The sequence below is a fragment of the Micromonospora okii genome (assembly GCF_020884795.1).
In the GTDB taxonomy this organism is placed as follows: domain Bacteria; phylum Actinomycetota; class Actinomycetes; order Mycobacteriales; family Micromonosporaceae; genus Micromonospora; species Micromonospora okii.
In genome coordinates, this window is sequence record NZ_BBZF01000032.1 from 16282 (window position 1) to 38008 (window position 21727).

22 protein-coding genes and 1 other RNA gene are annotated in these 21727 nt (G+C 72.8%); 14 read left to right on the top strand and 9 right to left on the bottom strand.

Going from position 1 to position 21727, the window contains the following annotated elements; all coding sequences use genetic code 11:
- Positions 1-18 precede the first annotated feature (18 nt).
- From LPU43_RS27870 to LPU43_RS27885, 4 genes are all read left to right on the top strand, one after another.
- Positions 19-801, top strand: coding sequence for a nucleotidyltransferase domain-containing protein (locus tag LPU43_RS27870; RefSeq protein ID WP_229403529.1), 783 nt, complete (start codon positions 19-21; stop codon positions 799-801).
- An 88-nt stretch (positions 802-889) separates the two neighbouring features.
- A complete protein-coding gene (locus LPU43_RS27875) occupies positions 890-2116 on the top strand; it encodes a S8 family peptidase (protein ID WP_229403530.1) in 1227 nt (408 codons plus the stop codon).
- Positions 2117-2257: 141 nt separating this feature from the next.
- Entirely contained in the window at positions 2258-2764 is a 507-nt protein-coding gene (locus LPU43_RS27880; RefSeq protein WP_229403531.1) for a hypothetical protein, read from the top strand.
- A 258-nt stretch (positions 2765-3022) separates the two neighbouring features.
- Positions 3023-4534, top strand: a complete 1512-nt coding sequence (locus LPU43_RS27885; protein ID WP_229403532.1) for a SulP family inorganic anion transporter — start codon at positions 3023-3025, stop codon at positions 4532-4534.
- 102 nt (positions 4535-4636) lie between these two features.
- Here the strand turns inward: LPU43_RS27885 and LPU43_RS27890 are convergent, their stop codons facing one another.
- The gene (locus LPU43_RS27890) at positions 4637-5011 is read right to left on the bottom strand and encodes a nuclear transport factor 2 family protein (protein ID WP_229403533.1); all 375 of its coding nucleotides are present in this window, start codon (positions 5009-5011) and stop codon (positions 4637-4639) included.
- Between the two features lie 172 nt (positions 5012-5183).
- Between LPU43_RS27890 and LPU43_RS27895 the strand changes: the two genes are divergently transcribed.
- Positions 5184-5567, top strand: coding sequence for a DUF4259 domain-containing protein (locus LPU43_RS27895; protein ID WP_229403534.1), 384 nt, complete (start codon positions 5184-5186; stop codon positions 5565-5567).
- Between the two features lie 109 nt (positions 5568-5676).
- Here LPU43_RS27895 and LPU43_RS27900 read toward each other — a convergent pair whose 3' ends face one another.
- On the bottom strand, positions 5677-6306 hold the full coding sequence (locus tag LPU43_RS27900) for a vitamin K epoxide reductase family protein (RefSeq protein ID WP_306416179.1): 630 nt from the start codon (positions 6304-6306) through the stop codon (positions 5677-5679).
- On the bottom strand, positions 6303-6947 hold the full coding sequence (locus LPU43_RS27905; RefSeq protein ID WP_229403571.1) for a DsbA family protein: 645 nt from the start codon (positions 6945-6947) through the stop codon (positions 6303-6305). The genes LPU43_RS27900 and LPU43_RS27905 overlap by 4 nt, the downstream gene beginning before the upstream one ends.
- 213 nt (positions 6948-7160) lie before the next feature.
- On the opposite strand from LPU43_RS27905, the gene LPU43_RS27910 reads away from it, so the two are divergent.
- Complete coding sequence (locus LPU43_RS27910; protein ID WP_229403535.1) at positions 7161-7523, top strand: ArsR/SmtB family transcription factor; 363 nt, start codon at positions 7161-7163, stop codon at positions 7521-7523.
- The gene (locus tag LPU43_RS27915; RefSeq protein WP_229403536.1) at positions 7523-8272 is read left to right on the top strand and encodes a cation efflux transmembrane domain-containing protein; all 750 of its coding nucleotides are present in this window, start codon (positions 7523-7525) and stop codon (positions 8270-8272) included. Before LPU43_RS27910 ends, LPU43_RS27915 begins: the two co-directional genes overlap by 1 nt.
- 42 nt (positions 8273-8314) lie before the next feature.
- On the opposite strand, the gene LPU43_RS27920 is transcribed toward LPU43_RS27915, so the two are convergent.
- On the bottom strand, positions 8315-9580 hold the full coding sequence (locus LPU43_RS27920; RefSeq protein ID WP_229403537.1) for a helix-turn-helix domain-containing protein: 1266 nt from the start codon (positions 9578-9580) through the stop codon (positions 8315-8317).
- Entirely contained in the window at positions 9577-9732 is a 156-nt protein-coding gene (locus LPU43_RS27925; protein ID WP_229403538.1) for a hypothetical protein, read from the bottom strand. Before LPU43_RS27925 ends, LPU43_RS27920 begins: the two co-directional genes overlap by 4 nt.
- Before the next feature lie 224 nt (positions 9733-9956).
- Between LPU43_RS27925 and LPU43_RS27930 the strand changes: the two genes are divergently transcribed.
- Together LPU43_RS27930 and LPU43_RS27935 are read left to right on the top strand one after the other, a co-directional pair.
- The gene (locus tag LPU43_RS27930) at positions 9957-11324 is read left to right on the top strand and encodes an NsdA family TPR-like regulatory protein (protein WP_229403539.1); all 1368 of its coding nucleotides are present in this window, start codon (positions 9957-9959) and stop codon (positions 11322-11324) included.
- Between the two features lie 162 nt (positions 11325-11486).
- Positions 11487-11984, top strand: coding sequence for a YcxB family protein (locus LPU43_RS27935; RefSeq protein ID WP_229403540.1), 498 nt, complete (start codon positions 11487-11489; stop codon positions 11982-11984).
- 54 nt (positions 11985-12038) lie between these two features.
- On the opposite strand, the gene LPU43_RS27940 is transcribed toward LPU43_RS27935, so the two are convergent.
- Positions 12039-14210 carry a HelD family protein gene (locus LPU43_RS27940; RefSeq protein WP_229403541.1) on the bottom strand — a complete coding sequence of 724 codons (2172 nt, stop codon included), beginning with the start codon at positions 14208-14210 and terminating at the stop codon, positions 12039-12041.
- A gap of 205 nt (positions 14211-14415) precedes the next feature.
- Positions 14416-15393, bottom strand: coding sequence for a sulfotransferase family protein (locus LPU43_RS27945; protein ID WP_229403542.1), 978 nt, complete (start codon positions 15391-15393; stop codon positions 14416-14418).
- 242 nt (positions 15394-15635) lie between these two features.
- Between LPU43_RS27945 and LPU43_RS27950 the strand changes: the two genes are divergently transcribed.
- From LPU43_RS27950 to LPU43_RS27960, 3 genes are read left to right on the top strand one after another with little or no spacing between them, the layout of a single operon-like run.
- On the top strand, positions 15636-16031 hold the full coding sequence (locus LPU43_RS27950; protein ID WP_229403543.1) for a GntR family transcriptional regulator: 396 nt from the start codon (positions 15636-15638) through the stop codon (positions 16029-16031).
- Entirely contained in the window at positions 16028-16927 is a 900-nt protein-coding gene (locus LPU43_RS27955) for an ABC transporter ATP-binding protein (protein WP_229403544.1), read from the top strand. The genes LPU43_RS27950 and LPU43_RS27955 overlap by 4 nt, the downstream gene beginning before the upstream one ends.
- Complete coding sequence (locus LPU43_RS27960) at positions 16924-17901, top strand: ABC-2 membrane transporter-related protein (protein ID WP_229403545.1); 978 nt, start codon at positions 16924-16926, stop codon at positions 17899-17901. The genes LPU43_RS27955 and LPU43_RS27960 overlap by 4 nt, the downstream gene beginning before the upstream one ends.
- A 164-nt stretch (positions 17902-18065) precedes the next feature.
- On the opposite strand, the gene LPU43_RS27965 is transcribed toward LPU43_RS27960, so the two are convergent.
- Positions 18066-18413, bottom strand: coding sequence for a hypothetical protein (locus tag LPU43_RS27965; protein WP_229403546.1), 348 nt, complete (start codon positions 18411-18413; stop codon positions 18066-18068).
- A 391-nt stretch (positions 18414-18804) separates the two neighbouring features.
- Between LPU43_RS27965 and LPU43_RS27970 the strand changes: the two genes are divergently transcribed.
- Positions 18805-20211, top strand: a complete 1407-nt coding sequence (locus LPU43_RS27970; RefSeq protein WP_229403547.1) for an alpha/beta hydrolase — start codon at positions 18805-18807, stop codon at positions 20209-20211.
- 76 nt (positions 20212-20287) lie between these two features.
- Here LPU43_RS27970 and rnpB read toward each other — a convergent pair.
- An RNA gene (gene rnpB, locus LPU43_RS27975) (RNase P RNA component class A) lies at positions 20288-20704 on the bottom strand.
- A 240-nt stretch (positions 20705-20944) separates the two neighbouring features.
- Here rnpB and LPU43_RS27980 point away from each other — a divergent pair.
- Complete coding sequence (locus LPU43_RS27980; protein ID WP_229403548.1) at positions 20945-21706, top strand: sulfite exporter TauE/SafE family protein; 762 nt, start codon at positions 20945-20947, stop codon at positions 21704-21706.
- The last annotated feature ends 21 nt before the right edge of the window (positions 21707-21727 follow it).

A 21727-nucleotide genomic window follows, 5' to 3' on the forward strand; every position in this document is an offset into this window, starting at 1 on the left:
GGCGGGCCAGAATGCGGCATGGACGCGGAGGCGGAGCGGTACCTGACGGAGCTGGTGGCTACGGCCCGGGGAGTGCTCGGCGACGACCTCGTCGGCGCGTACGCGGCCGGGTCGGTGGCCCTCGGGGCGTACCAGGCGGGGCGCAGCGACATCGACGTGGCGCTGGTCTGCGCGCGGGGCCTGGCCGACGGCCGCAAGCGGGAGCTGGTGGCCCGGCTGCGGCACGAGGCGCTGCCCTGCCCCGCCCGGGGGCTGGAGCTGGTCGTCTACCGCCGGGAGGTGGCCGGCTCGGGCACCCCGGAGCCGGGGTTCGAGGTGGAGCTGAACACGGGCGCGCGGATGCCGTACCGGGTGACCTGGTCGGGCGACGAGCGGCCGGCTGCGGACGGCCGGTTCTGGTACGGCCTGGACCGCAGCATCCTGCACGCAGGCGGGCTGGCTCTGGCCGGGCCGCCGGCCGGGGAGGTCTTCGCCGACCTGTCCCCGGCCGACCTGCGCGGGCTGCTGGTGGCGGCGCTGACCTGGTGGCTCGCGCTGCCGACGCCGCCCGGGGACGAGCCGGCGGCCGGCACCGAGGACGCCGTGCTCGGCGCCTGCCGCTCGCTGGTGCGCTGGCGGGACGGGGTGTGGCTGCCGAAGGTGGCGGCCGGCCGACGGCTGGTCGAGCCGGGCCATCCGGCCGCCGACCTGATCGGCCGGGCGGTCGCGGCCCGGCGCGGCGGCCCGCCGCCGGGCGGCGGCGAGGCGCGGGCCTTCCAGCGGGGCGTCCTCGACGAGATCCGAACGGGAACAATAGAGTGACGTCAATGCTCTGGTAGCCTGTCGGCACCGTCTCGGGGGGCCGCCCACGGCCGGCTCCGACGCGGTCGACGACAGAGGAGACCGACGGATGACGCTACCGAGCAGGGTCGCCGCCCTCGGCGCGCTGACCGTGTCGGCCCTGGCCGCGACCATGATCGGGGGGCCGCCGCTCGCCGCCGCCCCGGCGGCCGGTCAGATCCGCCACGCCGGCGGCGGCACCGCCGTCCCCTCCAGCTACGTCGTGGTGCTGCGGGACGCCGCCGTCGACGGCCGGGCCGGCACCCGTGAGGCCGCCGTCTCCGCCTCGGCCGCCGGCCTCACCCGGCGGTACGGCGGCAGCGTCGTCCGGGTGTACGGCGCGGCCCTCGACGGCTTCGAGGCGCGGCTGTCCGAGGCCGCCGCCAGGCGGCTCGCCGCCGACCCCGCCGTCGCCTGGGTCGAGCAGAACCACGAGGTCCGCATCCAGTCCACCCAGGCGAACCCGCCGTGGGGGCTGGACCGGATCGACCAGCCCGCCCTGCCGCTGAACAGCGCGTACAGCTACACCAGCGCGGGCACGGGCGTCACCGCGTACGTCATCGACAGCGGCATCCGGACCAGCCACGACGACTTCGGCGGCCAGGCCGTCGACGGCTACGACGCGGTGGACAACGCCCTGCCGGCCGCCGACTGCAACGGCCACGGCACCCACGTCGCCGGCACCGTCGGCGGCACGACCCACGGCGTGGCCAAGAACGTGAAACTGGTCGCCGTGCGGGTGGTGGACTGCGTCGGCAGCGGCACCATCGCCGGCGTCATCGGCGGGGTCAACTGGGTGAGCACCCACCACCAGCCCGGCCAGCCGGCGGTGGCGAACATGAGCGTCGGCGGCAGCGTCAGCGCGTCGCTGAACGCCGCCGTGGCGAACTCGATCGCCGACGGCGTCACGTACGCGGTGGCCGCCGGCAGCTCCACCGTGAACGCCTGCAACTCCTCGCCGGCCGGCGTGCCCACGGCGATCACCGTCGGCGCGACGCAGAGCAACGACGCGCGGGCCAGCTTCTCCAACTACGGCACCTGCCTGGACATCTTCGCTCCCGGCGTGGGCGTGCTCTCCGCCTGGCACACCGGCGACACGGCGACCAACACCATCAGCGGCACCTCGATGGCCACGCCGCACGTGGCCGGCGCCGCCGCCCGCGTGCTCCAGAACAACCCGACCTGGACGCCGGCCCAGGTCACGTCGTACCTGACCGCCACGGCCACCGCCGGCGTGGTGACCAACCCCGGCACCGGCTCCCCGAACCGCCTGCTGTACCTCTCCCCCACCGGCTGATTCCCCGCACCGCCTGCCGCAGCGACTCGTGGCACCCCGGTTCACCTGGTGGAACGGGCGTAACCGATGCCGTCGGCGGCGGGTTGATCCCCGTGACGGGCGAACGCCCGGGGCACGCGTCACACGGCCTGGGGGTGAGCGGTGCAGCGCAGACTCGTCGCTGTCGCCCCGGTGCTCGTCGGCGCGCTCCTGCTGCATCTCGGCGTCGCCTGCCGCCCGCCGCTCGCCGCACCGGACGCGCCCCGGGCCCGCCCGCCGGCCGCCGCCCCGACCCGCCCCGACCCGCCGCCCGCGATGCCGTCGGACGCCGAGTCCCGCGCCACCGCCGAACCCCGCGCCACCGGCGGCTCCCCCGCCGCGCGGGTCGCTCCGGTACGCCTCGCGGCGCACGTCGCCGTGGCCGCCCTCACCGCGCGCACCGGGCAGCCACCCGAGCGGACCGTGGTGGCGAACTTCGCCGGCAAGGCGTGCGGATCGGTGACCCGCCCCGGGCGGAACAGCCCGACCAGCGACCGCCGCGACCCGGTGACCCAGGCGGCCTCCGCGCCGCCCGACGCGCCGCTGCGCCGGGACAACACCGCCGCCGGGCGTCCGATCGCGGCGGTCGCCTGCCCCGAGGCGGTTCGGCCGAGCGTCCTGCGCTGCTGAGCGGCGCGCGCCGCAGGCCCCGGTCGCCTTTCGACTCCGAGTGAGCGCCGGCCGCCCGTCGACTCCGAGTGAGCGCCGGCCGGGCGGCGGCACCCCGGTCCGGACGGGTCGGAAGCAACTCCCCCGCACGCACGCCGCACCACGCGGTCGCCCGCCGACCACGCGCGCCTTTCCGCTGGCGTACCCGCCGATCGAAAGCCGGCGGGTAGGCGCGGCGCGCCACCCGTTGCTCGCCCCGCCGCCTCCCCGGAGTGGACCATGACCTCTGTCGCCCTGTCCTGGCGCACCCTGCGCACCGACCTGCCCGCCTCCCTCGTCGTCTTCCTCGTCGCGCTGCCGCTCTGCGTCGGCATCGCCGTCGCCTCCGGCGTACCCGCCGAACTGGGCCTGGTCACCGGCGTCGTCGGCGGCCTCGTCGTCGGGCTCATGCCCGGTAGCAGCCTCCAGGTCAGCGGCCCGGCGGCCGGCCTGACGGTGCTGGTCGCCGAGGCCGTGGACCGCTACGGCCTGGCCGGCCTCGGCACGATCGTGCTGGTCGCCGGGCTGCTCCAGGTGGCGCTGGGGCTGCTGCGGCTGGGCCGCTGGTTCCGGGCCATCTCCGTGGCCGTGGTGCAGGGCATGCTCGCCGGCATCGGCCTGCTGCTCATCGTCGGGCAGCTCTACGTCCTGGCCGGCGGCACGACGCCGCACTCCGGGCCCGGCAAGTTCACCGGCCTGCCCGGCCTGGTGGGCGAGGTCGTCACGTCCCACCCGGCCCGCGTCTCGCTCGCCGTCGGCGTCGCCACCCTCGCGGTCGTGCTGCTGTGGGACACCCTGCCCGGCCCGCTGCGCACGGTCCCCGGCGCGCTGATCGCCGTGGTCGCGGCGGCCGGGGCGAGCGCCGCGTTCGGGCTTCCCGTGGACACCCTCGACGTCGAGGGCCTGCTCGCGGCGGTACGGCCCTCGCTCGGGCACTGGGGCACCCTCGCGGACGTCGGCGTGCTCGCCACCGTCGCCACGTTCACGCTCGTCGCCTCGGCGGAGAGCCTGTTCAGCGCGGCGGCGGTCGACCGGCTGCACCAGGGCCCGCGCACCGACTTCGACCGGGAACTCGTCGCCCAGGGCACCGGGAACACCCTCTGCGGCCTGCTCGGCGCGCTGCCCATGACCGCCGTCATCGTGCGCAGCTCCGCCAACGTGCGGGCCGGCGCGCGGACCAAGGCGTCCCGGGTGCTGCACGGGGTGTGGCTGCTGCTGTTCACCGCCGCCGTGCCGGGCCTGCTCGGGCTGATCCCGCTGGCCGCGCTCGCCGCCGTGCTCATCCACGCCGGGGTGAAGCTGATGCCGCTGCGGGCGGTGCCGGAGCTGTGGCGGGGGCAGCACCAGGGTGAGGTGGTGGTGCTGGCGGTGACCGCCGGGGCGATCGTCACCACCGACATGTTCACCGGCGTGCTCGTCGGCCTGGGCCTCGCCGTCGTCAAGACCGCCTGGGAGACGTCCCACGTGCGGGTCACCGTCCGCGACGGCGGCGCGGGGCCGATCGACGTGTCGATCGTCGGCAACGCCACCTTCCTGCGGCTGCCCACCATCCTCACCACGCTGAACGGGCTGCCGGCCGACCGGACCGTGCGGCTGGACCTGCGCGGCCTTCGGCACGTGGACCTCGCCTGCCGGTCGGCGCTGGACTCCTGGATCGACACGCACAACGGCAACGCGGGCGTCTCCGTGCACGTGGTGGCCCCGCGCCCGGCGGAGGACGACCGGGCCCGGACGGCGGACGCCACGGAGTGACCCGGCGCGGCGGCGGCCGGGCGAACCGGCACGGACGCCGCCGAGTTGACCCGCGCGGGGGCGGCCGAGCGAACCGGCGCGGGGGCGGCCGGCGGCAGCCGCTCAGGCCGGACTGATGTGGGCGGCGAGGATCTGCCAGCCGCGCTCGCCGTACACCCAGGTCCGGGTGTAGCGCAGGCGCGTCGTGACGGGCGAGCCGTCGAAGGTCCCCGACACCCGGCCGACGAAGAACGTCACCCCGGTGCCGCCCTCGACGACCAGGCGCAGCTCCTCCTCCACGAGTTCGTCGACCACCGACGTCCGCTCGCGGTGGGCGCGCAGGTCGTCCTGCTTGCCGAAAATGGTCCCGTCCGGGCCGACCGCGACCAGGTTCTCGTGGAGCAGGTCGTCGAACGCCGCCACGTCGCCCGCGCGCTGCGCGGCCTGGAGCCGGCGTTCGGCGTCGAGCAGCTCGGCCTCACGTTCACTGTCCGGCATGGTGCCCTCCTTCGCGCGGTTCCCGGGCCGGGGTCGTGATGACCCTATGGGAGCCGCCCGCAGCCCGTGGGCCAACCCCCCGACGGGGCGTGCCCGTCGGGGGGTCCTGCTTCAATGCGGGCGACGGAGCGTTCGACGCGCGGCGGGACCGGGCGCGGGAGGTAGGGACACGATGGGCACCTGGGGCAGCGGCAACTTCGACGACGACACGGCCGCCGATCACCTCGCGGACCTGACGGGCCGGCTCATCGAGGAGATCGCGGAAGCGATGTCCGGCGACCCCGTCGGGATCGAGCCGGACGAATACTGGGGCGTCGCGGTGCCGTGCAACCTGGAGCTGCTGCACCTCGTCGCCAGCCGGCACTACGTCGGCGCGCGACTGCCCGACCCGGAGACCGTCGCCGGCTGGAAGGAGAAGTTCCTCGGCGTCTGGGACGGGGCGATCGACGGCCTGGAGCCGTCGCCGGAGTTCCGGCAGCAGCGGCGGGAGGTGCTCGTGCGGACGTTCGACCAGGTGGCCGATCTGGCGGCGGGCCGCGCCGACGCGCGACGGTGACGACGGCGGGCCGCGCTGCCGCGTGACGCCGGCGACGGCGCGGGCTGAGGGGTCGGTCGGCCCGGCAGGCTCAGAAAAGCGCCGCACGCTCGGAGGAGCGCCGGCGCGCTCAGAGGAGCGTCCGCCAGTAGTGCCAGAACTGCACGCCGATCAGGACGGCGAGGATCAGCAGCCAGAGCGTCGGCACGGCGCTGTGCACGCGCACCAGCGCGTCAACAGGCCTGCGGGGCGCGGGGAGGTGGCCGCGGTCGAGGTTGTACAGGGTGGTGTAGGTGAAGAGCACGACCATCACGACCCAGACGACCATGCAGTACGGGCAGAGCGCGCCGATGCGGTAGAGGCTTTGGAAGAACAGCCAGTGCACGAACCCGACGCCGAACACCGCGCCGGCCTGGAGGGCGAGCCACCACCAGCGGGGCAGCCGGACCCGGCCCAGCACGGCGGCGCCGGTGGCGGCCACGACGGGGAAGGTCACGAGGCCGATGAGCGGGTTGGCGAAGCCGAACGCCTCCGCCTGGCCGGTGCTCATGATGGAGCCGCAGGACAGCACGGGGTTGATGGAGCAGCTCGGCACGTAGGCCGGGTTCTTGAGCAGGGCCGTCTTCTCGACGGTCAGGACGAACGCCGCGAGGGCGCCGACGAGCCCGCCGACGGTCAGCACCCATCCGACGAGGCGGTCGGAGAGCACCGCGCCCGCGTCGGCGTCGGCCGGCGTCTCCTCGGTCAGGGCCACGCTCATGAGCTGAGCGACTTCTCGACCACGGCCTTGAGATCGTCGTAGGTCGGCAGGCCGTCGTACCGGACGCCGTTGACGAAGAAGGTGGGGGTGCCCTGCACGCCCAGGGCCGCACCGTCGGCGGCGTCGGCCTTGACGCGGGCGGCGACCTCGGCACCGGCCACGTCCGCCCGGTACCGGGCGAGGTCAAGGCCCATCTCCCGGGCGTAGCCCTCGAAGACGGCGACCTGCGGCTCCTCCTTGTGCCCCCAGACCGTCGCGTTGTCGAACAGCTTCTTGTACATCGCCTCGAACTTCCCCTGCCGGGCGGCGGCCTCGGCGGCGTGCGCGGCGTTGAAGGCGTTCGGGTGGCTGGGGATCGGGAAGTACCGCACCACGTAGGTGATCCGGTCGCCGTACTCGGCGCGCAGTTTCTCCACCCCGGGATAGGCGGCGAGGCAGGACTCGCACTCGAAGTCGAGGAACTCCACGATGGTGACCCTGCCGTCGGGGGCGGTCGACAGGCGGTGGCTGTCGGCGCGCACGAGCGTGTCGGACGCGACGACCGGCGTCGTGCCGCTGTCCCGGTTGACGACCGCGAGGCCGATCACGCCGAGGAGGGCAACGGCGAGGATGCCGAGGGTCACCTTCAGGTTCGTGCTCATGCCGGGCTTGCGGGTGTCGCGTGCTGGGCGGCGCGCCTGCGCGCCGTGCCGGTCGTCCGCTGGCATGGAAAACACCCCTCGCTGTTCCGGCACGGGGCGCCCGCCGGCAACCCTGCTGCTCACTCGACCGAAGCGAGGATACAGCGCGTGCTTTACCCTCGGGGCGGGTGCCGGCTGAGGGTTTGCTGAAAGCGCCGGGGGGCGAACTCCTTCATGTTGTACAGCGTCGGATGTACCATCCGTGGCGTGGAGACGTTGACGCACGGGCAGGTGCTGGCCCGCTTCGGCCACGCCCTGTCCGATCCGACCCGGGCACGGCTGCTGCTGGCGTTGCGCGACGGGCCCGGATATCCGGCGGAGCTGGCCGAGCTGCTGGGCACGACCCGGCAGAACATGTCCAACCACCTGTCGTGCCTGCGCGGCTGCGGCCTGGTCGTCGCCGTGCCGCAGGGCCGCCGCACCCGCTACGAGCTGGCCGACGCCCGCCTGGCGCACGCCCTCGGGGACCTGCTCGGCCTCGTGCTGGCGGTCGACCCGGAAGCCTGCCCCGACGCCGGGGAGAAGGGCTGCTGCTGATGGACCTGCCCCTGCTCGCCCCGGCACCGGCGGGGCCGACGCCGGCGCGCCGTCGGGTGCTCTCCCGCCGGGTGCGGCTCCTGGTCGCCGCCACGATCACCTACAACGTCGTCGAGGCGGTCGTGGCGATCAGCGCCGGCACGATCGCGTCGTCGACCGCGCTGATCGGCTTCGGGCTGGACTCGGTGATCGAGGTGTCGTCCGCCGCAGCGGTGGCGTGGCAGTTCGCCGGCCGCGACCCGGAGGCGCGGGAAGGGGTCGCGCTGCGGATCATCGCGGTCTCGTTCTTCGCGCTCGCCGCGTACGTGACGGTGGAGTCGGTGCGGGCGCTGGTCGGCGGCACCGAGGCCGGGCACTCCCCCGTCGGCCTCGTGCTGGCCGCGCTGTCGCTGGCGATCATGCCGGTGCTGTCGTACGCGCAGCGCCGGGCGGGCCGGGAACTCGGCTCACGCTCGGCCGTCGCCGACTCCAAGCAGACCCTGCTGTGCACGTACCTGTCCGCCGTCCTCCTCGTGGGCCTGGGGTTGAACAGCCTGCTCGGCTGGTCCTGGGCCGACCCCGTCGCCGCGCTGGTCATCGCCGCCGTCGCGGTCAGGGAGGGCCGCGAAGCCTGGCGCGGCGACACCTGCTGCGCCGTGCCGCTGACCGCCCCCGACGCCGACACCGCAGCGGGCGGGCCCGGCGACGGCGGCGGTGATCCGTGCGGATGCCGGCCGGGCTGCTCCTGCTGCTCCACGGGCACGACCTGACCGCGACATGACCGCGGGTTGGCAGGCAGCGGGTCGGGTGGGTCACCGTCGGGTCAGGCCGAGGGTCGCGGCGAGGCGGGCCACGTCGGCGGCTGCCGGGCCCTCGCGGAGGACGGCGGCCAGCACGGTACGCGCGGCGGGGCGGAGTCGGGTCTCGGCGGAGGCGATCCGGTCGGCGGCAATCAGGGCGCGGCCGGCGGCGCGGTGGTCGGCGGCGTCGAGGTGTACGCGGGCCATGTCGATCAGGTGCGCCGCCCGGTGCTCGGCGGGGAGCCGCTGCCAGCCGCCCCCGGCGGCGGCGCGGGCATGGGCGGCGACCGCCTCACGGGCGTCGCCGAGCTCGGCGGCGACCAGGGCGCGGGCCAGTTCGACCACGGTCGGGCCGTACCCGAGGTCGTCGGGGTCGTGGCCCGTGGTGCGGGCCTCGGCGAGGCGGGCGGCCTCGGTGAGGAGGTCGCGGGCGGCGGCGTGGTCCCGGCAGGTGGCGGCGGCGAGCGCGGCCTCGACCAGCAGCGTGCCGGCCAGGGCCAGGCGGCCCGGCGGGCAGTCGAGGGCCAAGCGGTCCGGCGGGCGGCCGAGGGCCGGCGGCGGGGTGAGCCGGCGTACGGCGGCGGTGGCGGCGGTCGTCGCGAGCCGGCTCTGACCGAGGGCGCGCAGCGCCTGCGCGAGCGCGATCGCCGCGAGACCCGTGCGGCGGGGATCGCCCGCGGCGGCGGCCATCGCCCGGTCGGCGGCCAGCCAGGCGAGGCTGGGCTCGCCTAGCTTGACGAGAAGCTGGGCGGCGAGCCGATGGGTGCCGACCAGCAGGTCGGCGGCGCGCGCCGAGCCGGGCCACACCCCGGCCTCGCGGGCCTGCCGGGCGTCGGCGAGCAGGTCGGGCAGCAGCCGCAACACCTGCGGGTGGTGGGCGTGCCGGTACGCCGTCCAGGCGTACGCCACCTGGCGCTCGATCTCGTCCAGCGGGGGCGGCGGTCGCCAGTCGGCCTCCCCGGGGGCGGGAAGGTGGTAGGAGGCCAGCGCCGCCCGCAGTTGGGCGACGGCCCCGGGTACGGCAGTGGTCGGCTCCGCGCGCCGGGCCTCCTTGCCGAGCAGGACCTCCGGGGCGACCCCGAGGACCCCGGCGACGGTTTCGATGACGGAGAATCGGTCGAGGGTACGTAGGCCGCGCTCGACCTTGTCCACCCAGCTCTTCGACCTGCCGATCCGGCTGGCGAAGATCTGCTGCGTCATGCCCCGCCGCGCCCGGAGCTGCGCGACCCGCCGTCCGATGGGTGGCTCCGCGCCGCCGCGCTGGTTCGGCCCGGTCACCGGTCGTCCGCGTGGTGCATGGCCTCGGTGGACTCGCCGCAGCGCGGACACCACCGCGACTTGACCCGGAAGGCGAGGAGGCCGAACAGGAATCCGGGCACCAGGCCCCCGAACACGATCGACAACGCTTCAGAAATCACGAGCACGCTCACCTCCTGCGGGCCGAGGGCGGAGCGTGGTCGCACCCCCGGCCGTTCACCCCGACGTCGATCGGGTCAATGCCTCGCTCAGCCGATTCAGTTGACTCGACTGAGGCGGTGGTGAGGACAGGTGCCGAAGGTGCCTACCGGTGCGCTCGGGTGCTGGGGTACCCCTTCACCACCGCGCGTCCGCTACTTTGCGTAGGAGAGTTCGCTACCCAGGAGAGTCGAGGGACGTGGCATCCAGCGGAGAGGCGATCGCGCGACTGCTGGCCGAGGTGGGCTGGCAACCCGAACAGCTCGCCCGACGACTCAACGAGTGCGCTGAACGGCACGGTCGCGGCGAGCGGCTGCACCTCAAGACGCCGTACAAGTGGAAGAGGGGCGACATCCCCCGCAGCCCGTGGCCGTCCCTGACGGCCGCGCTGCTGTCCGAGCAGTTGAGGCGTTCGATCACTCTCGATGAGCTGGGCTGGCCGGACGACGGCTTCGAGGCCGTGCCCGCCTCCGCCGGCCTGGAACTGCCCTGGTCGCCGGCCGGGGCCTTGCAGGCCGCCGTGGTCGTGAACGAATCTGAAGGCATGACGCAGCGACGGATGTTCCTCGCTCTGCTCGGTTCCGCACTGACCTCGCCGGCTCACGAATGGTTGATCGCCCAGCCGCCGCACAGCGTCGCCTCGGCCACCGGACGACCGATCTCCGGCGGGGTCGTCGACCACCTGGACGCTGTGACCGCCAGCCTGCGGCGCATGGACGACCACTTCGGCAGCGGGCAGACCCTCGGCCTGGTCCGCCAACACCTCAGCACCGTGGTCGGGGTGCTGCGCGATCGTCGCTACACCGACGACGTTGGCCGACGGTTGCACGCGACGGCCGGCGAGCTGCTGCGCCTCGCCGGGTGGCTCTCCTTCGACGGCGGCCAGCACAGCCAGGCGCAGCGGTTCTGGATCGCGGGTCTCTACCAGGCCCAGACCGCCGGCGATCGCGGCCTGGGCGCGAACATCCTCGGCTTCATGTCCTGCCAGGCCAAGGACCTCGGGCAACTCCGGCAGGCAGTCACGCTCGCCGAAACCGCGCGGGCCAGCTACCCGGCCACGAGTCCGAAGGTCGCGGCGATCCTCGACCTGCGGGCCGCCGAGGCGTACGCCAACAACGGGTCGGCCACCGACGCCCGCCGCGCGCTCGACGGCGCATTCGGCAGGCTCACCGACAACCCGGCACAGCACGGCGACCCCGACTGGGCGTACTGGATCAACGAAGCGCAGGCCCACGCGCAGGCCGGCTACTGCTACGTCAAACTCGAAGACTGGCCGCGCGCCCGCGAGCACCTACGCGCCGCACTGCGGTTGCAGGGCAACGAGTACAGCCGCGAAGGCGCGCTGCGGAACGCCCTGCTCGCCACCACCTACGTGCGACAGCAGCACGCCGACCTCGACCGCGCGCTCTCCCTCGGCGACCAGGCCGTCCAGACGCTGACCGGCCAGGTGACCTCCGCGCGGTGCATCAAGCACGTACGCAATCTCGTCGGCAACCTGACGCCGTACCGCCGCACCCCTGCCGTCCGCCGATTCTGCCAGGACGCCAAGGACCTGATCAGCACCTGAGATTCTGGCTCAGCTCACATTTCGCTGCGATCTCGGCGATGACGGCCTTCCGCCATTGAGTCTCTCGTCGGGGGTCGCTGACAACAGACGCCCTGGCGATCCGGCCACCGGGTGCGGGAGTCGGGCAATCTCGCAAGCAGGTGGGGGCACTATCGTTCTGGCGTGCAGATCCGTTTCGACGTCCCCGCCGATCCCGCCTACCCGGGTCGGGTGGCCGCTGCGCTCAGCAGAGTTCGCCTGCGCAGGTACGGCTACATCGGCGCGGTGCTGGTGGGGGCCGGGGCGATCGGGTTCGCCGTCTCCCAGGGGTTCGCGTGGGGCGAGCGGACCACGTCGCTGTGGATGACGCTGGTCGTGGGTGGTCTGCTGTCGATGCTCTACGCGCCGTGGGTGCGGTTGCGGGCGCGACGCCGCTCCAGTGGCTTCGCCGTCGAGGGCGGCTACGACATCACCGAAGACAACATCATGATGCGCAGCGGCTCGGAGTCCGGCGGCATCGCCTGGGACGGGGTCACCCAGGTGAGGGAGACCCCCGAGTTCTGGATCGTGTACGTCGGCCGGATGCCGGCAACCGTGATCCCCCGCTGGTTGATGTCCGCCGAGGACGCCGAGACGCTGCAAGCCTTCATGGCCGAACGTGGGCTGCTTCACGCCCGCTGAACCGGCCGGGAAAGTGGCGGCGTTCGGCGATCCTGTCGATCAATGTGGCGGCTGCTACGTGACTACCAGTTGTCCGAGCTCCTGGGTGCATCGGGTGAGCGCGACGTAGAGGCCGTTCCAGCCGCGCGGTTCGGCGGCGATGCCCTGGGGGTCGATGAGTAGCGTCGCGTCCCATTCCAGTCCCTTGGACTGGGTGGCGGTGAGCACCGGCACGTCGCCCAGCAGGGGTAGGAGTTCGGCGATGCGGCCGGCGGGGGCGATGACGCCGACCGTGCCGCCGTGCCACCGTTCCCGAAGCTGTCGTACGGCCTGGCCGGCGGTGCCGGCAAGCTCGGCGGGCGTGGTCGTGAGCGTCCAGGGCGCGACGCCGGAGGAGCGCACCGCCCGGGGTGGGGTGTTGTGGCTACCGGCTTGCCTCAGGACGGGCGCGGTGAGGTCCATGACCTCACGCGGGGTCCGGTAACAGATGGTCAGTTCCGCAGCGGTCCAGCGTTCTCCGAAAGCTGCCCGCACCGCTTCTGCCCAACTCGTGTGCCGGTGGGCTGCCTCCGCCTGGTCGATGTCGCCGACCGCGGTGATGGAGCGGCTGGGGCAACGCCGTAGGACCATCTGCCACTGCATCTCGGACAGCTCTTGCGCCTCGTCGACGACGACGTGGCCGTACACCCAGCCGCGCTGCCGGCGAGCGTGGTCGGCGACGAACTCGCCCTGCGGTTGCGGGGCTTCGACCTCGCCCAGCAGGTCGGCGAGGGCGTCGAGCAGGGGGATGTCGCTCGACGCCCACGGTGCGGGCTCGGCCGAGACGGCGGTAATCTCCTCCGTGGACAACTGCGGGGCGAAGCGGGCCAGCAGGGTGCAGTCGGTCAGGAGGTCACGCAGCAGGGTTTCGGCGTCGAGGGTGGGCCACCATGCCTCGACGAACCGGGCGATGGTCGCGTTCGCTGCGATACGACGCCGGAGGTCTTCTATCTCCTCCTCGGAGAGCAAGCCGTCGACGTCACTGCCGGCGGACCCCCCACCGGGATGGCGGTCGTACTGCATGCTCCTGTCGACGCGGGCGAGGATGTCCTCGAAGCCCTCCTCCATCTCTTCCATCAGCGCCTCGCGCTGCTCGACGACGGCTTCGGCGAGGACGTGGTGCAGCTGCTCGGCGAACGACTGGCGGGCGCGGTGGTACGGGCGTCCGCGTACCGAGGCGAGCGCCTGTGCCACCGTTGCCGCTGCGATGACGTAGAACTCGCCCTCCCAGCGCAGTCTCAGCTCGCGGGGCCGGGGAAGCAGCGACGTGACGTAGTTTTCGAGCGCGGGCTGCCAGAGGGCGCGGCCCTTGATCTCGGCCAGAAGCCGGCTCTCCTCGCGGCCCACGCGGATTCCGGGCAGCAGGGTGTCGCAGGTCGCCGAGACGACGGCGGTCTCCCCGAGCGCGGGCAGCACCTGGGCGATGTACTGGAGGAACCGCGGGGAGGGGCCGAGGACCAGGACCGCCTGGTCGGCTATCTTCGGGTGCGCGAACAGCAGGTAGGCGACGCGGTGCAGGGCGACCACGGTCTTGCCGGTGCCGGGACCGCCCTGAACGATCAGCGGGCCGGTCGCCTCCGCCCGGATGATGTCGTCCTGTTCCCGTTGCAGCGTGGAGATCGCCGTCGACATGCGACCGGTGCGCCGCTGGTCCAGGGCGGCCAGCAGAGCGCCTTCGCCGACGAGTTCCCCCGTCACGGTCCCGTCCAGCGGCTCGTCGTCCACGCCGACAACGGCCGATCCCGTCGTGCGTATGTGACGGCGCCGTGCCTGACCCTGCGGGTCGACAGCAGTCGCGGTGTAGAACGGTCGAGCTGCGGGAGCGCGCCAGTCCAGCAGCAGCGGCTCACCGCCCTCGTCGTCGTTGCGGAGACCGACACGACCCACGTGGCGCACGGTGCCATCACGACCGTCAAGGCGGCCGAAGACCAGCCCCTCCTGCGCCCGCCGTAGCTCCTCGTACTGCTGGCGGAGCAGGCGCAGCCGCGCCCGTTCCAACGCGTCCAGGGCGTCCGCCGAAAGCTCGGCCTGTAGGTGGTCGGCAAGCCTGTCGCGCCGGGCCGTGGCCAGGTCGAGGAACTCCTGTTCCTCGGCGACTGCGGATCGGCGCGCAACGTCGTCGTCTGCGTGGGAGGTTGGCGCTTCGCTACCTGGCATTACCCGGCCGACGCCAGCACCGACATTGTTCAGAGCAGATTTCCGGCCCATTCGCAAATCCTTGTAGTGGCGCTTTCCCTCGGCCCGATCGGGTCGCAGGCATTCCGGCGGCAAGCATAGAGTTCCTGTCTCCTCTTCGGCCCGAAACCCTGTCGGCGGAGATGAAGGTCTCAACACCTTGCAGCTCGGAGCCGCTTGTGGCCTCGCCTGATCTTAACTCGCCTATTGAGAGTCCGGTCCTACTTGATCAGAGCCGTCACGCATATCCCATAGCCGAGATGACTTTGCCGAGCGCCTCTTCGATGAGCTCGCGGGTTTCGTCGTCGAATTGGTTGTTGCGATTCGCCAGCTTGTGCGACTGGAACGTCGAAGCGGTGGCGTAGTCGTCGACGCCGAGCCCTTCGAACAGGGCGCGGCGCTGCCCGGGCCAGTCGGCTGCGAGATCTTCTGCCTTCACCTCGATGTATCGCCTGCCCGTCAGGTCGACCGTGTCCTTCCAGGTGAGCCATCGCTGGTAGACCGGCTTGAGGTACGCGAGCGCCCCGTCGACGGTGGGCGGGGCCCATGGCTGGGCCAGATGGGATGCGAGCACCGAGACCGGGTGGCGCTTGATGTGCACGATGGTCGCTTCGGGCACCAGTTCCCAGAGGAACTCCATGCACAGCAGGTTGAACGGTGTCTTCTCGCACCAGGTCGGCTTGCCCGCGTCGGCGGCTGCCCCGCCGAACATGGTGTCGATCAGGCCCCGCAGGATTCCGAGCAGTTCGCCCCGGTCGCTGAAGTACCTGGGAAGCACCCGCCGACGGCTCAGCGGCGCGAACGGCCCGGCAGGGCGGTCGGCGTCCCCGAAGCCTTCCACGGGCGCGGGTTCGTCGTACGTGTGCGCGATCAACTGCGGCCAGAGCTGTTGCACCGCGTCCCGGTAGCGCCGCTCGCCGACCAGCTCGGGAACGGTTCTGCCGCGGTCGTCGCGCCGGCCGGGCACCCGTACGGTGAGGAAGTCGCTCAGCCGGTGCAGGGCGTCCTCACCGACGGTGGGGTCGTATCGATCGGTGAGCGCGTCGGCCAGGTCCCGCAGGCCACCCGGGTCGACGAGGAACCGGGTCTCCATGGGGATCCGATGGATCAGCGGGTGTTCGCCGATGATGTCGGCGATCCGTGACGTTCCCGAACGACCCGTGCCCGCAACGAAGACCGGTGAGGGGGAAGGCATGGCGAGCAGCCAAACCCTCATCCCGGCACCTGCGCAAGACATTAGCCGTCGACGGCGCGCTCGATGGCCCGTACGACCGCAGGTGGGAGCAGGACGAGGATGACCTTCCTCGTCCGCGACCCCGACGGCAAGGTTCCATGCCGCCATGCCTCCCGGGACGGCCATACCGATACGTGCCAGAGCCGGTCCTGCGGGCGCGTCGGCTCTCTTGACCGGCCCCTTACTGCTTTACTATGGTCCTAGTGAAGTAGTAAGGGGCTACCGTGTTCGTCTTCCGGCTCGACACCCATTCCGGCGTGCCGCCGTACCTGCAACTCGTCCAGCAGGTCCGCCAGGCGGTGCTGCTGGGCTTCCTCCAACCCGGTGACCGCCTCCCGCTCATCCGCGAGGTGGTCGAGGACCTGGCGATCAATCCGAACACCGTCGCCAAGGCGTACCGGCAGATGGAGCAGGAGAACCTGGTCACCGGCCGACCCGGCCAGGGCACGTTCGTCAACGAACAGCAGTCGGCCGCGATGTCGCCATCGACGTACACGTCGCTGGGCCGCGGCCTGGCGGCCTGGCTGCGCCGCGCCTATGCGGCCGGCCTCGACGAACAGGCGGTCAACGCGCTTTTTGCTTCCGTCCACCAGCAGACGAGGAATGAGGACGTGGCGTGACAGCGACGGAGTTCGCGCTGCGCACCGAGGGTGTGGGCAAGCGGTACCGGAAGGGCTGGGCGCTGCGCGACTGCACCCTGGCCCTGCCGGCGGGCGGCGTGATCGCCCTGGTCGGGCCGAACGGCGCGGGCAAGACCACGCTGCTGCGCATGGTCGTCGGGTTGCTGGCACCGAGCACCGGCACGGTGGAGGTCCTCGGCCACGACGTCACCGCCAGCACCCCGCAAACGCTGTCCCGGGTCGGGTTCCTGGCCCAGGACCACCCGCTGTACAAGCGCTTCACCGTCGCCGAGATGCTCCGCTTCGGCCGGGCCTGCAACCTGCGGTTCGACCAGGGGCTGGCCGAGCGCCGGCTGGCGAAGCTGGGCATCCCGCTCGACCGCAGGGCCGGCACGCTCTCCGGCGGCCAGCAGGCCCAGGTCGCGTTGGCTCTGGCCCTGGCGAAGCGGCCCGACCTGCTCGTCCTCGACGAGCCCGTGGCCAGCCTCGACCCGCTGGCCCGGCACGAGTTCCTGCAGGTCCTCATGGGCGCAGTGGCCGAAGGCGGGGTGACGGTCCTGTTCTCCTCCCACGTCGTGCACGAGCTGGAGCGCGTCTGCGACCACCTGGTCGTGCTCAACCACGGCCGGGTCACGCTCACCGGTGACATCGACACCCTCCTCGCCGAGCACCGGCTGCTCGTCGGCCCGCGCACGGCCACCGACCTCGACCGGTCCGGCGCCGTCGTGCAGGCCGTCCACAGCGACCGGCACACGACCCTGCTGGTACGCGACGGCGGGATCCCCGCCGCGCCCGGGTGGCAGGCCCAGCCGGTCGCGCTGGAGGACCTGGTGCTGGCGTACCTGCGCCGGCCGTCCGAGCCGGGCGCCGCCCTCACGTCGGGGGTGGCGGCATGACGTGGTTGATCTGGCGTCAGCACCGGACCGAGGTCTGCGTCCTGGGCCTTCTCGTCGGCGTGTTCGGCATTGCCCTGCTCGTGCTCGGGACGCAGGCCCACGACCTGTTCCCCGGCGGCTCCGCCCGCTGTGCGGGAGAGGCCGGTGTCAGCGAGGCATGCGCGGCCTCCTTCCGCCGGCTCGACGAGGAGTACGGGTACGTCGAGAACCTCCTGGCGGGCTTCTATCTGCTCCCCGTCGTCATCGGTGCGTTCCTCGGTGCGCCACTGCTCGCACGCGAACTGGAGGACGGCACCTGGCAGCTCGCCTGGACACAGGCCGTGCCTCGGATGCGCTGGCTGGCGGCCAAGCTCGCGGCACTGGCCGGCGTCACCGTCGCGCTCACCGGGATGTTCACCGCAGTCATCACCTGGTTCCGTCAGCCGTTCGACGCCTGGGAAGGGCGACTCCAGTACGACGCCTTCGACGTGGAGGGACTCGTTCCGGCGGCGTACGCGCTGTTCGCGTTCGGCGTCGCCACCGCCGCCGGGGCGATCCTGCGGCGCAGCCTGCCCGCGTTCGGCGTCGCGTTCGGGGCGTTCCTCGCCGCCCGGATGTCGGTGGCGCTGTTGGCCCGTCCCGCGTACGCCACGCCGCTCACCACCATGGAGCCGGTCCCCGTCGGCGGCCCGAAGGACCAGGCGGGGCACCCGCCCGCGCCCAGCATCGCTGACTGGATGATCGAACACGGCTACGCAGACACCACCGGGCGCCGGCTGAGCTCAGCCGAGTACTACGACCTGGAGGCCGCCGCCGACCGGGCCGGCACCAACCTCAACCAGTTCCTGCACGCGCGGGGCATCCAGCAGTTCGAGGTCTACCACCCGGCCGACCGGTTCTGGACGTTCCAGCTCATCGAGGCGGCCCTGTTCGTCGCCGTCGCGGCCGTCCTGCTCGGTGTGGTGGTGTGGCGGGTGCGGCGCCGCATGATCTAGTGCCCTGACCACGAACCTTCACGGCGTTGGTCGACACGCTGTTCGGCTTGGCGGCCGGGCGGCGTGTCGACGTTCACGCCGTACGGATGGCAGAACCACGGCTTCCCCCGGGGTCTGGACACCGGGTCATGCCGCGGTCGGTAGCAGCGTAGTGGGAACGCCGGTCAGCTCGCCTTGTACGTCAGGTAGCGGCCCTTCGGCCAGCTGTGGAAGTTGTTGAGCTCGGACGCCTCACCGCTGCAGTCGGGCGTCCGGTAGCCGGGAACGGAGCCGAAGCCGCCGCTCCAGGCCAGCAGCCAGGTCGCGTCGGCCGGCACCGGGCGGCAGACGCCGTCCGGCGTGGCCTGCCGACCGACCACCTCGGTCGGGTAGCTCGAGTAGAAGACCAGGCCCGTGTCGGGGCTTTTGAACGGCTCGCCGGCGGTCGCGGGCGACGCCGGTAGCGCCACGGTCAGCGAGGTGACCAGGGCGGCGGCGAAACCTGCCGCGATTCGGGTGGCTGATCTGCGCATAGGTGTCCTTCCGGGACGGCGTTCGGCAGAGGCTCGAAGCTCGACTCAACCCACAGACAGAGCGGCGGATGCCTATCCCACAATCCACCCGGGAAGTTGCTGCGTCAACCAAGCGAGGTCCGGTTCCAGACGGTCATCCCATCGACGGCGGCAATCGGCCGGTTCCATGCGAGGCTCCGGCCCCAGCCGAAGGCGGGCCGTGAGGCGGGCCGTCTCGACGGCGGCGCGATCGCAGCAGCCCAGGCCACCTGCCACATCCACCGCCAACGAATCACCTGACGACGGGCACTGAATCGAGGAAGGAGATGGGGGCCGTTTCCGGGTGCTTCCGGATATGGCTCGGGTGAGGTGCGAGCCCAGACTTGAGCCGCGTCCAACCCGAGGAGGTTCCATGCCCAGACGTACCGTGGCGGTCGTCGTCGCTGCGCTCACCGTCCTCGCCGGCCTGCCCGTGGCGGCACAGGCCGTCTCCAAGCCGCCGCCTCTCGTCTGGGGTGAGTGCCCCGACGACCTGCCGGACGTTCCGCTCGACCCGCGCGTGCAGTGCGCCCGGCTCCGCCTGCCGGTGGACTGGGCGCAGCCGCACGGCGAATCGTTCGAACTCGCCGTGGCGCGCCGGCCCGCGCGCCTGCCGGACCGCCGGGTGGGCACCCTGGTGTTCGGGCCCGGGGGCCCGGGTGATTCAGGGGTGGAACGCGTCCGCAAGGCGGACCGGTTCAGCGACGAGCTGCTCGGCCGGTTCGACCTGGTCAGCTTCGACCCGCGCACCGTGGCCCGCACCGCCGCGCCGGTCTGCACGCCGGACCCGACCCTGCGCAGGCCGTCGATCCCGTTGACCAGCCAGGCCGACTTCGACGCACTGGTGGCGTACAACCGGGCGCTGTGGGACAGGTGCCGCCCAACCAGCCCCGTCTTCGACCACGCCGACACGCTCAGCACGGTGCACGACCTCGATGCGTTGCGGCGCGCGCTGGGAGAACGGCTGCTGAGTTTCCACGGCAGTTCGTACGGCACGCTGCTGGGTCAGCAGTACGCCGAGCAGTACCCCAAGCGAGTACGGGCGGTCGTGCTGGAAAGCGTGTTCGACCACAGCCTCGACATGCGATCCTTCGTGCGGACCCAGGCGGCCGCCCTACAGGACGCGTTCGACGAGTTCGCGGCCTGGTGCGACAGCTCGGCCGAGTGTGTGCTTCACGACCGGAACGTGCGGTCGGTCTGGGACGGGGTGCTGGACCGCGCGGACCGTGGCGAGTACGCGCCCCGTACCGCCTTCGACGTCACCGCCCTGGCCATCGGCATGCTCGCCGGCCCGCGCTGGCCGCAGTTGGCCGCGACCGTGCGGGACATGGACGCCGGCATGCCGCCACCCGCGGTGAACCTCCCGCTCGCCGCCGGGGCACTCTGCGCGGACTGGCCGGCCACGGTGCGAGACTACGACGAGTATGCCGACCTGGTCCGGGAGGCCGCGGCCGTAGCGCCAGACGTCCGGTACGGCGGCGGACTGCTGGCAACGCACACCTGCCTAGGCTGGCCGTCGCCGGTCCGAAACCCACCGCACGACCTGGATGTGCACACCCGGACTCCCCTGCTGCTGCTCAACGCGCTGCACGACCCCCGCACCGGCTACGACTGGGCCACCAATGTCGCCCGGCAACTGGGCCAGCACGGGCGCCTGGTCACGTACGAGGGCTGGGGCCACGGCACGTACCAGCGCAACGACTGCACGACCGCCGTGGTGGACCGCTACCTCGTCGACCTGGCGCTGCCGGCCCCCGGCGCGCGATGCCCGGCGAGCTGAACCCCCGGTTACGATGGCGCTCCTGACATGAGGAACCAGTTCAGCGCCTTGATCGAGGCTCTGAGCTGGTGGGCGACGGACGAGTCGACCTGTACGCCGGATTCTGTGCCCGGCGCGTACCCCTCGCGGGGCCCGCGCCAGCGGCGGCCATCCATCTAGGCCTGCCGTCGCCGGCAGGCTCCAGCGGCCTACCCGCAGACATCGGGCGGGCAGCCCTCAAGCGTCTGCGCAGGCCGTCACCTCGCGGTGGCGGCCCATCTTGGCCTTGCTCCGGGTGGGGTTTACCGAGCCATCCCGGTCACCCGGGATGCTGGTGGGCTCTTACCCCACCGTTTCACCCTTACCGTCCCCGTATGGGGTCGGCGGTCTGTTTTCTGTGGCACTGTCCCGCGGGTCGCCCCGGGTTGCCGTTAACAACCACCCTGCCCTGTGGAGTCCGGACGTTCCTCGGCGACGGGCCGGAGCCCGCCTACGCGACCGCCCGGTCGACTCGTCCGTCGCACCCTCATCCTAACGACGACGCCGCCGCGCCCATTTCTCGGCCTTCGGGGCGGAGCAGCCGGCGTCATGTCGGCGACATTGCGGGGTCCGGGGCGCTCGGATAGCGCCATGTCGCCGACATGGCGACGGCCCGACGCCGACGCCGGCGAGGCGGCGACGCCCCGACGCGGCGAGACGGCGCGCGAGGTGGCGAGGAGCACGGCACGCGCGGGGCGTACTAGCCTCGTGGATCATGCAGGTCTCCGACGTCGCGCTCCTGGTCGCCGCCGGTCTCGCCGCGGGCACGGTGAACGCGGTGGCCGGGGGCGGTTCGCTGATCACCTTCCCGGCCCTGATCGCGGCGGGCCTGCCGCCGGTGCCGGCGAACGTCACCAACTCCGTGGCGGTCTTCCCCGGGTACGTGGCGAGCGTGGCGGGCAGCCGGGCGGACCTGCCGCGCGGGCGGTCGCTGTGGGCGCTGCTGCCCACCGCGGTGGCCGGCTCGGTCGTCGGGTGCCTGCTGCTGCTGGCCACACCGGCGCGGGCCTTCGAGCTGGTGGTGCCGTTCCTGGTGCTGGGGGCCACCGCCGTGCTCGCGTTCCAGGGGCCGCTGCGCCGCCTCGTCGGGCATCCGGCGGGCATGGGCCCGCGCCGCCGTACCGTCAGTGCGCAGGCCATGGTCGCGGTCGGCGCGGTGTACGGCGGCTACTTCGGCGCGGCGCTCGGGGTGATGCTGGTGGCGGGCCTGGCCCTGGTGCTGGACGCGACGCTGGCCCGGGTGATGGCGGTCAAGAACGTGCTCTCGGCCCTGATCGGGCTGACCACGGTGGTGGTGTTCGCGCTGTTCGGGCCGGTGAACTGGGCGGCCGTCGCGGTGGTCGCCCCGGCGAGCCTGGTCGGCGGGTACGTGGGGGCGCGGCTGGTCCGCCGGCTGCCGCCGGTGGTGCTGAAGACGCTGATCGTGGTGTTCGGCGTCGGCATCGGGCTGTACCTGCTCTGGCGCGCGCTGCGCTGAGCGCCGGCGGCACCGGGCCGA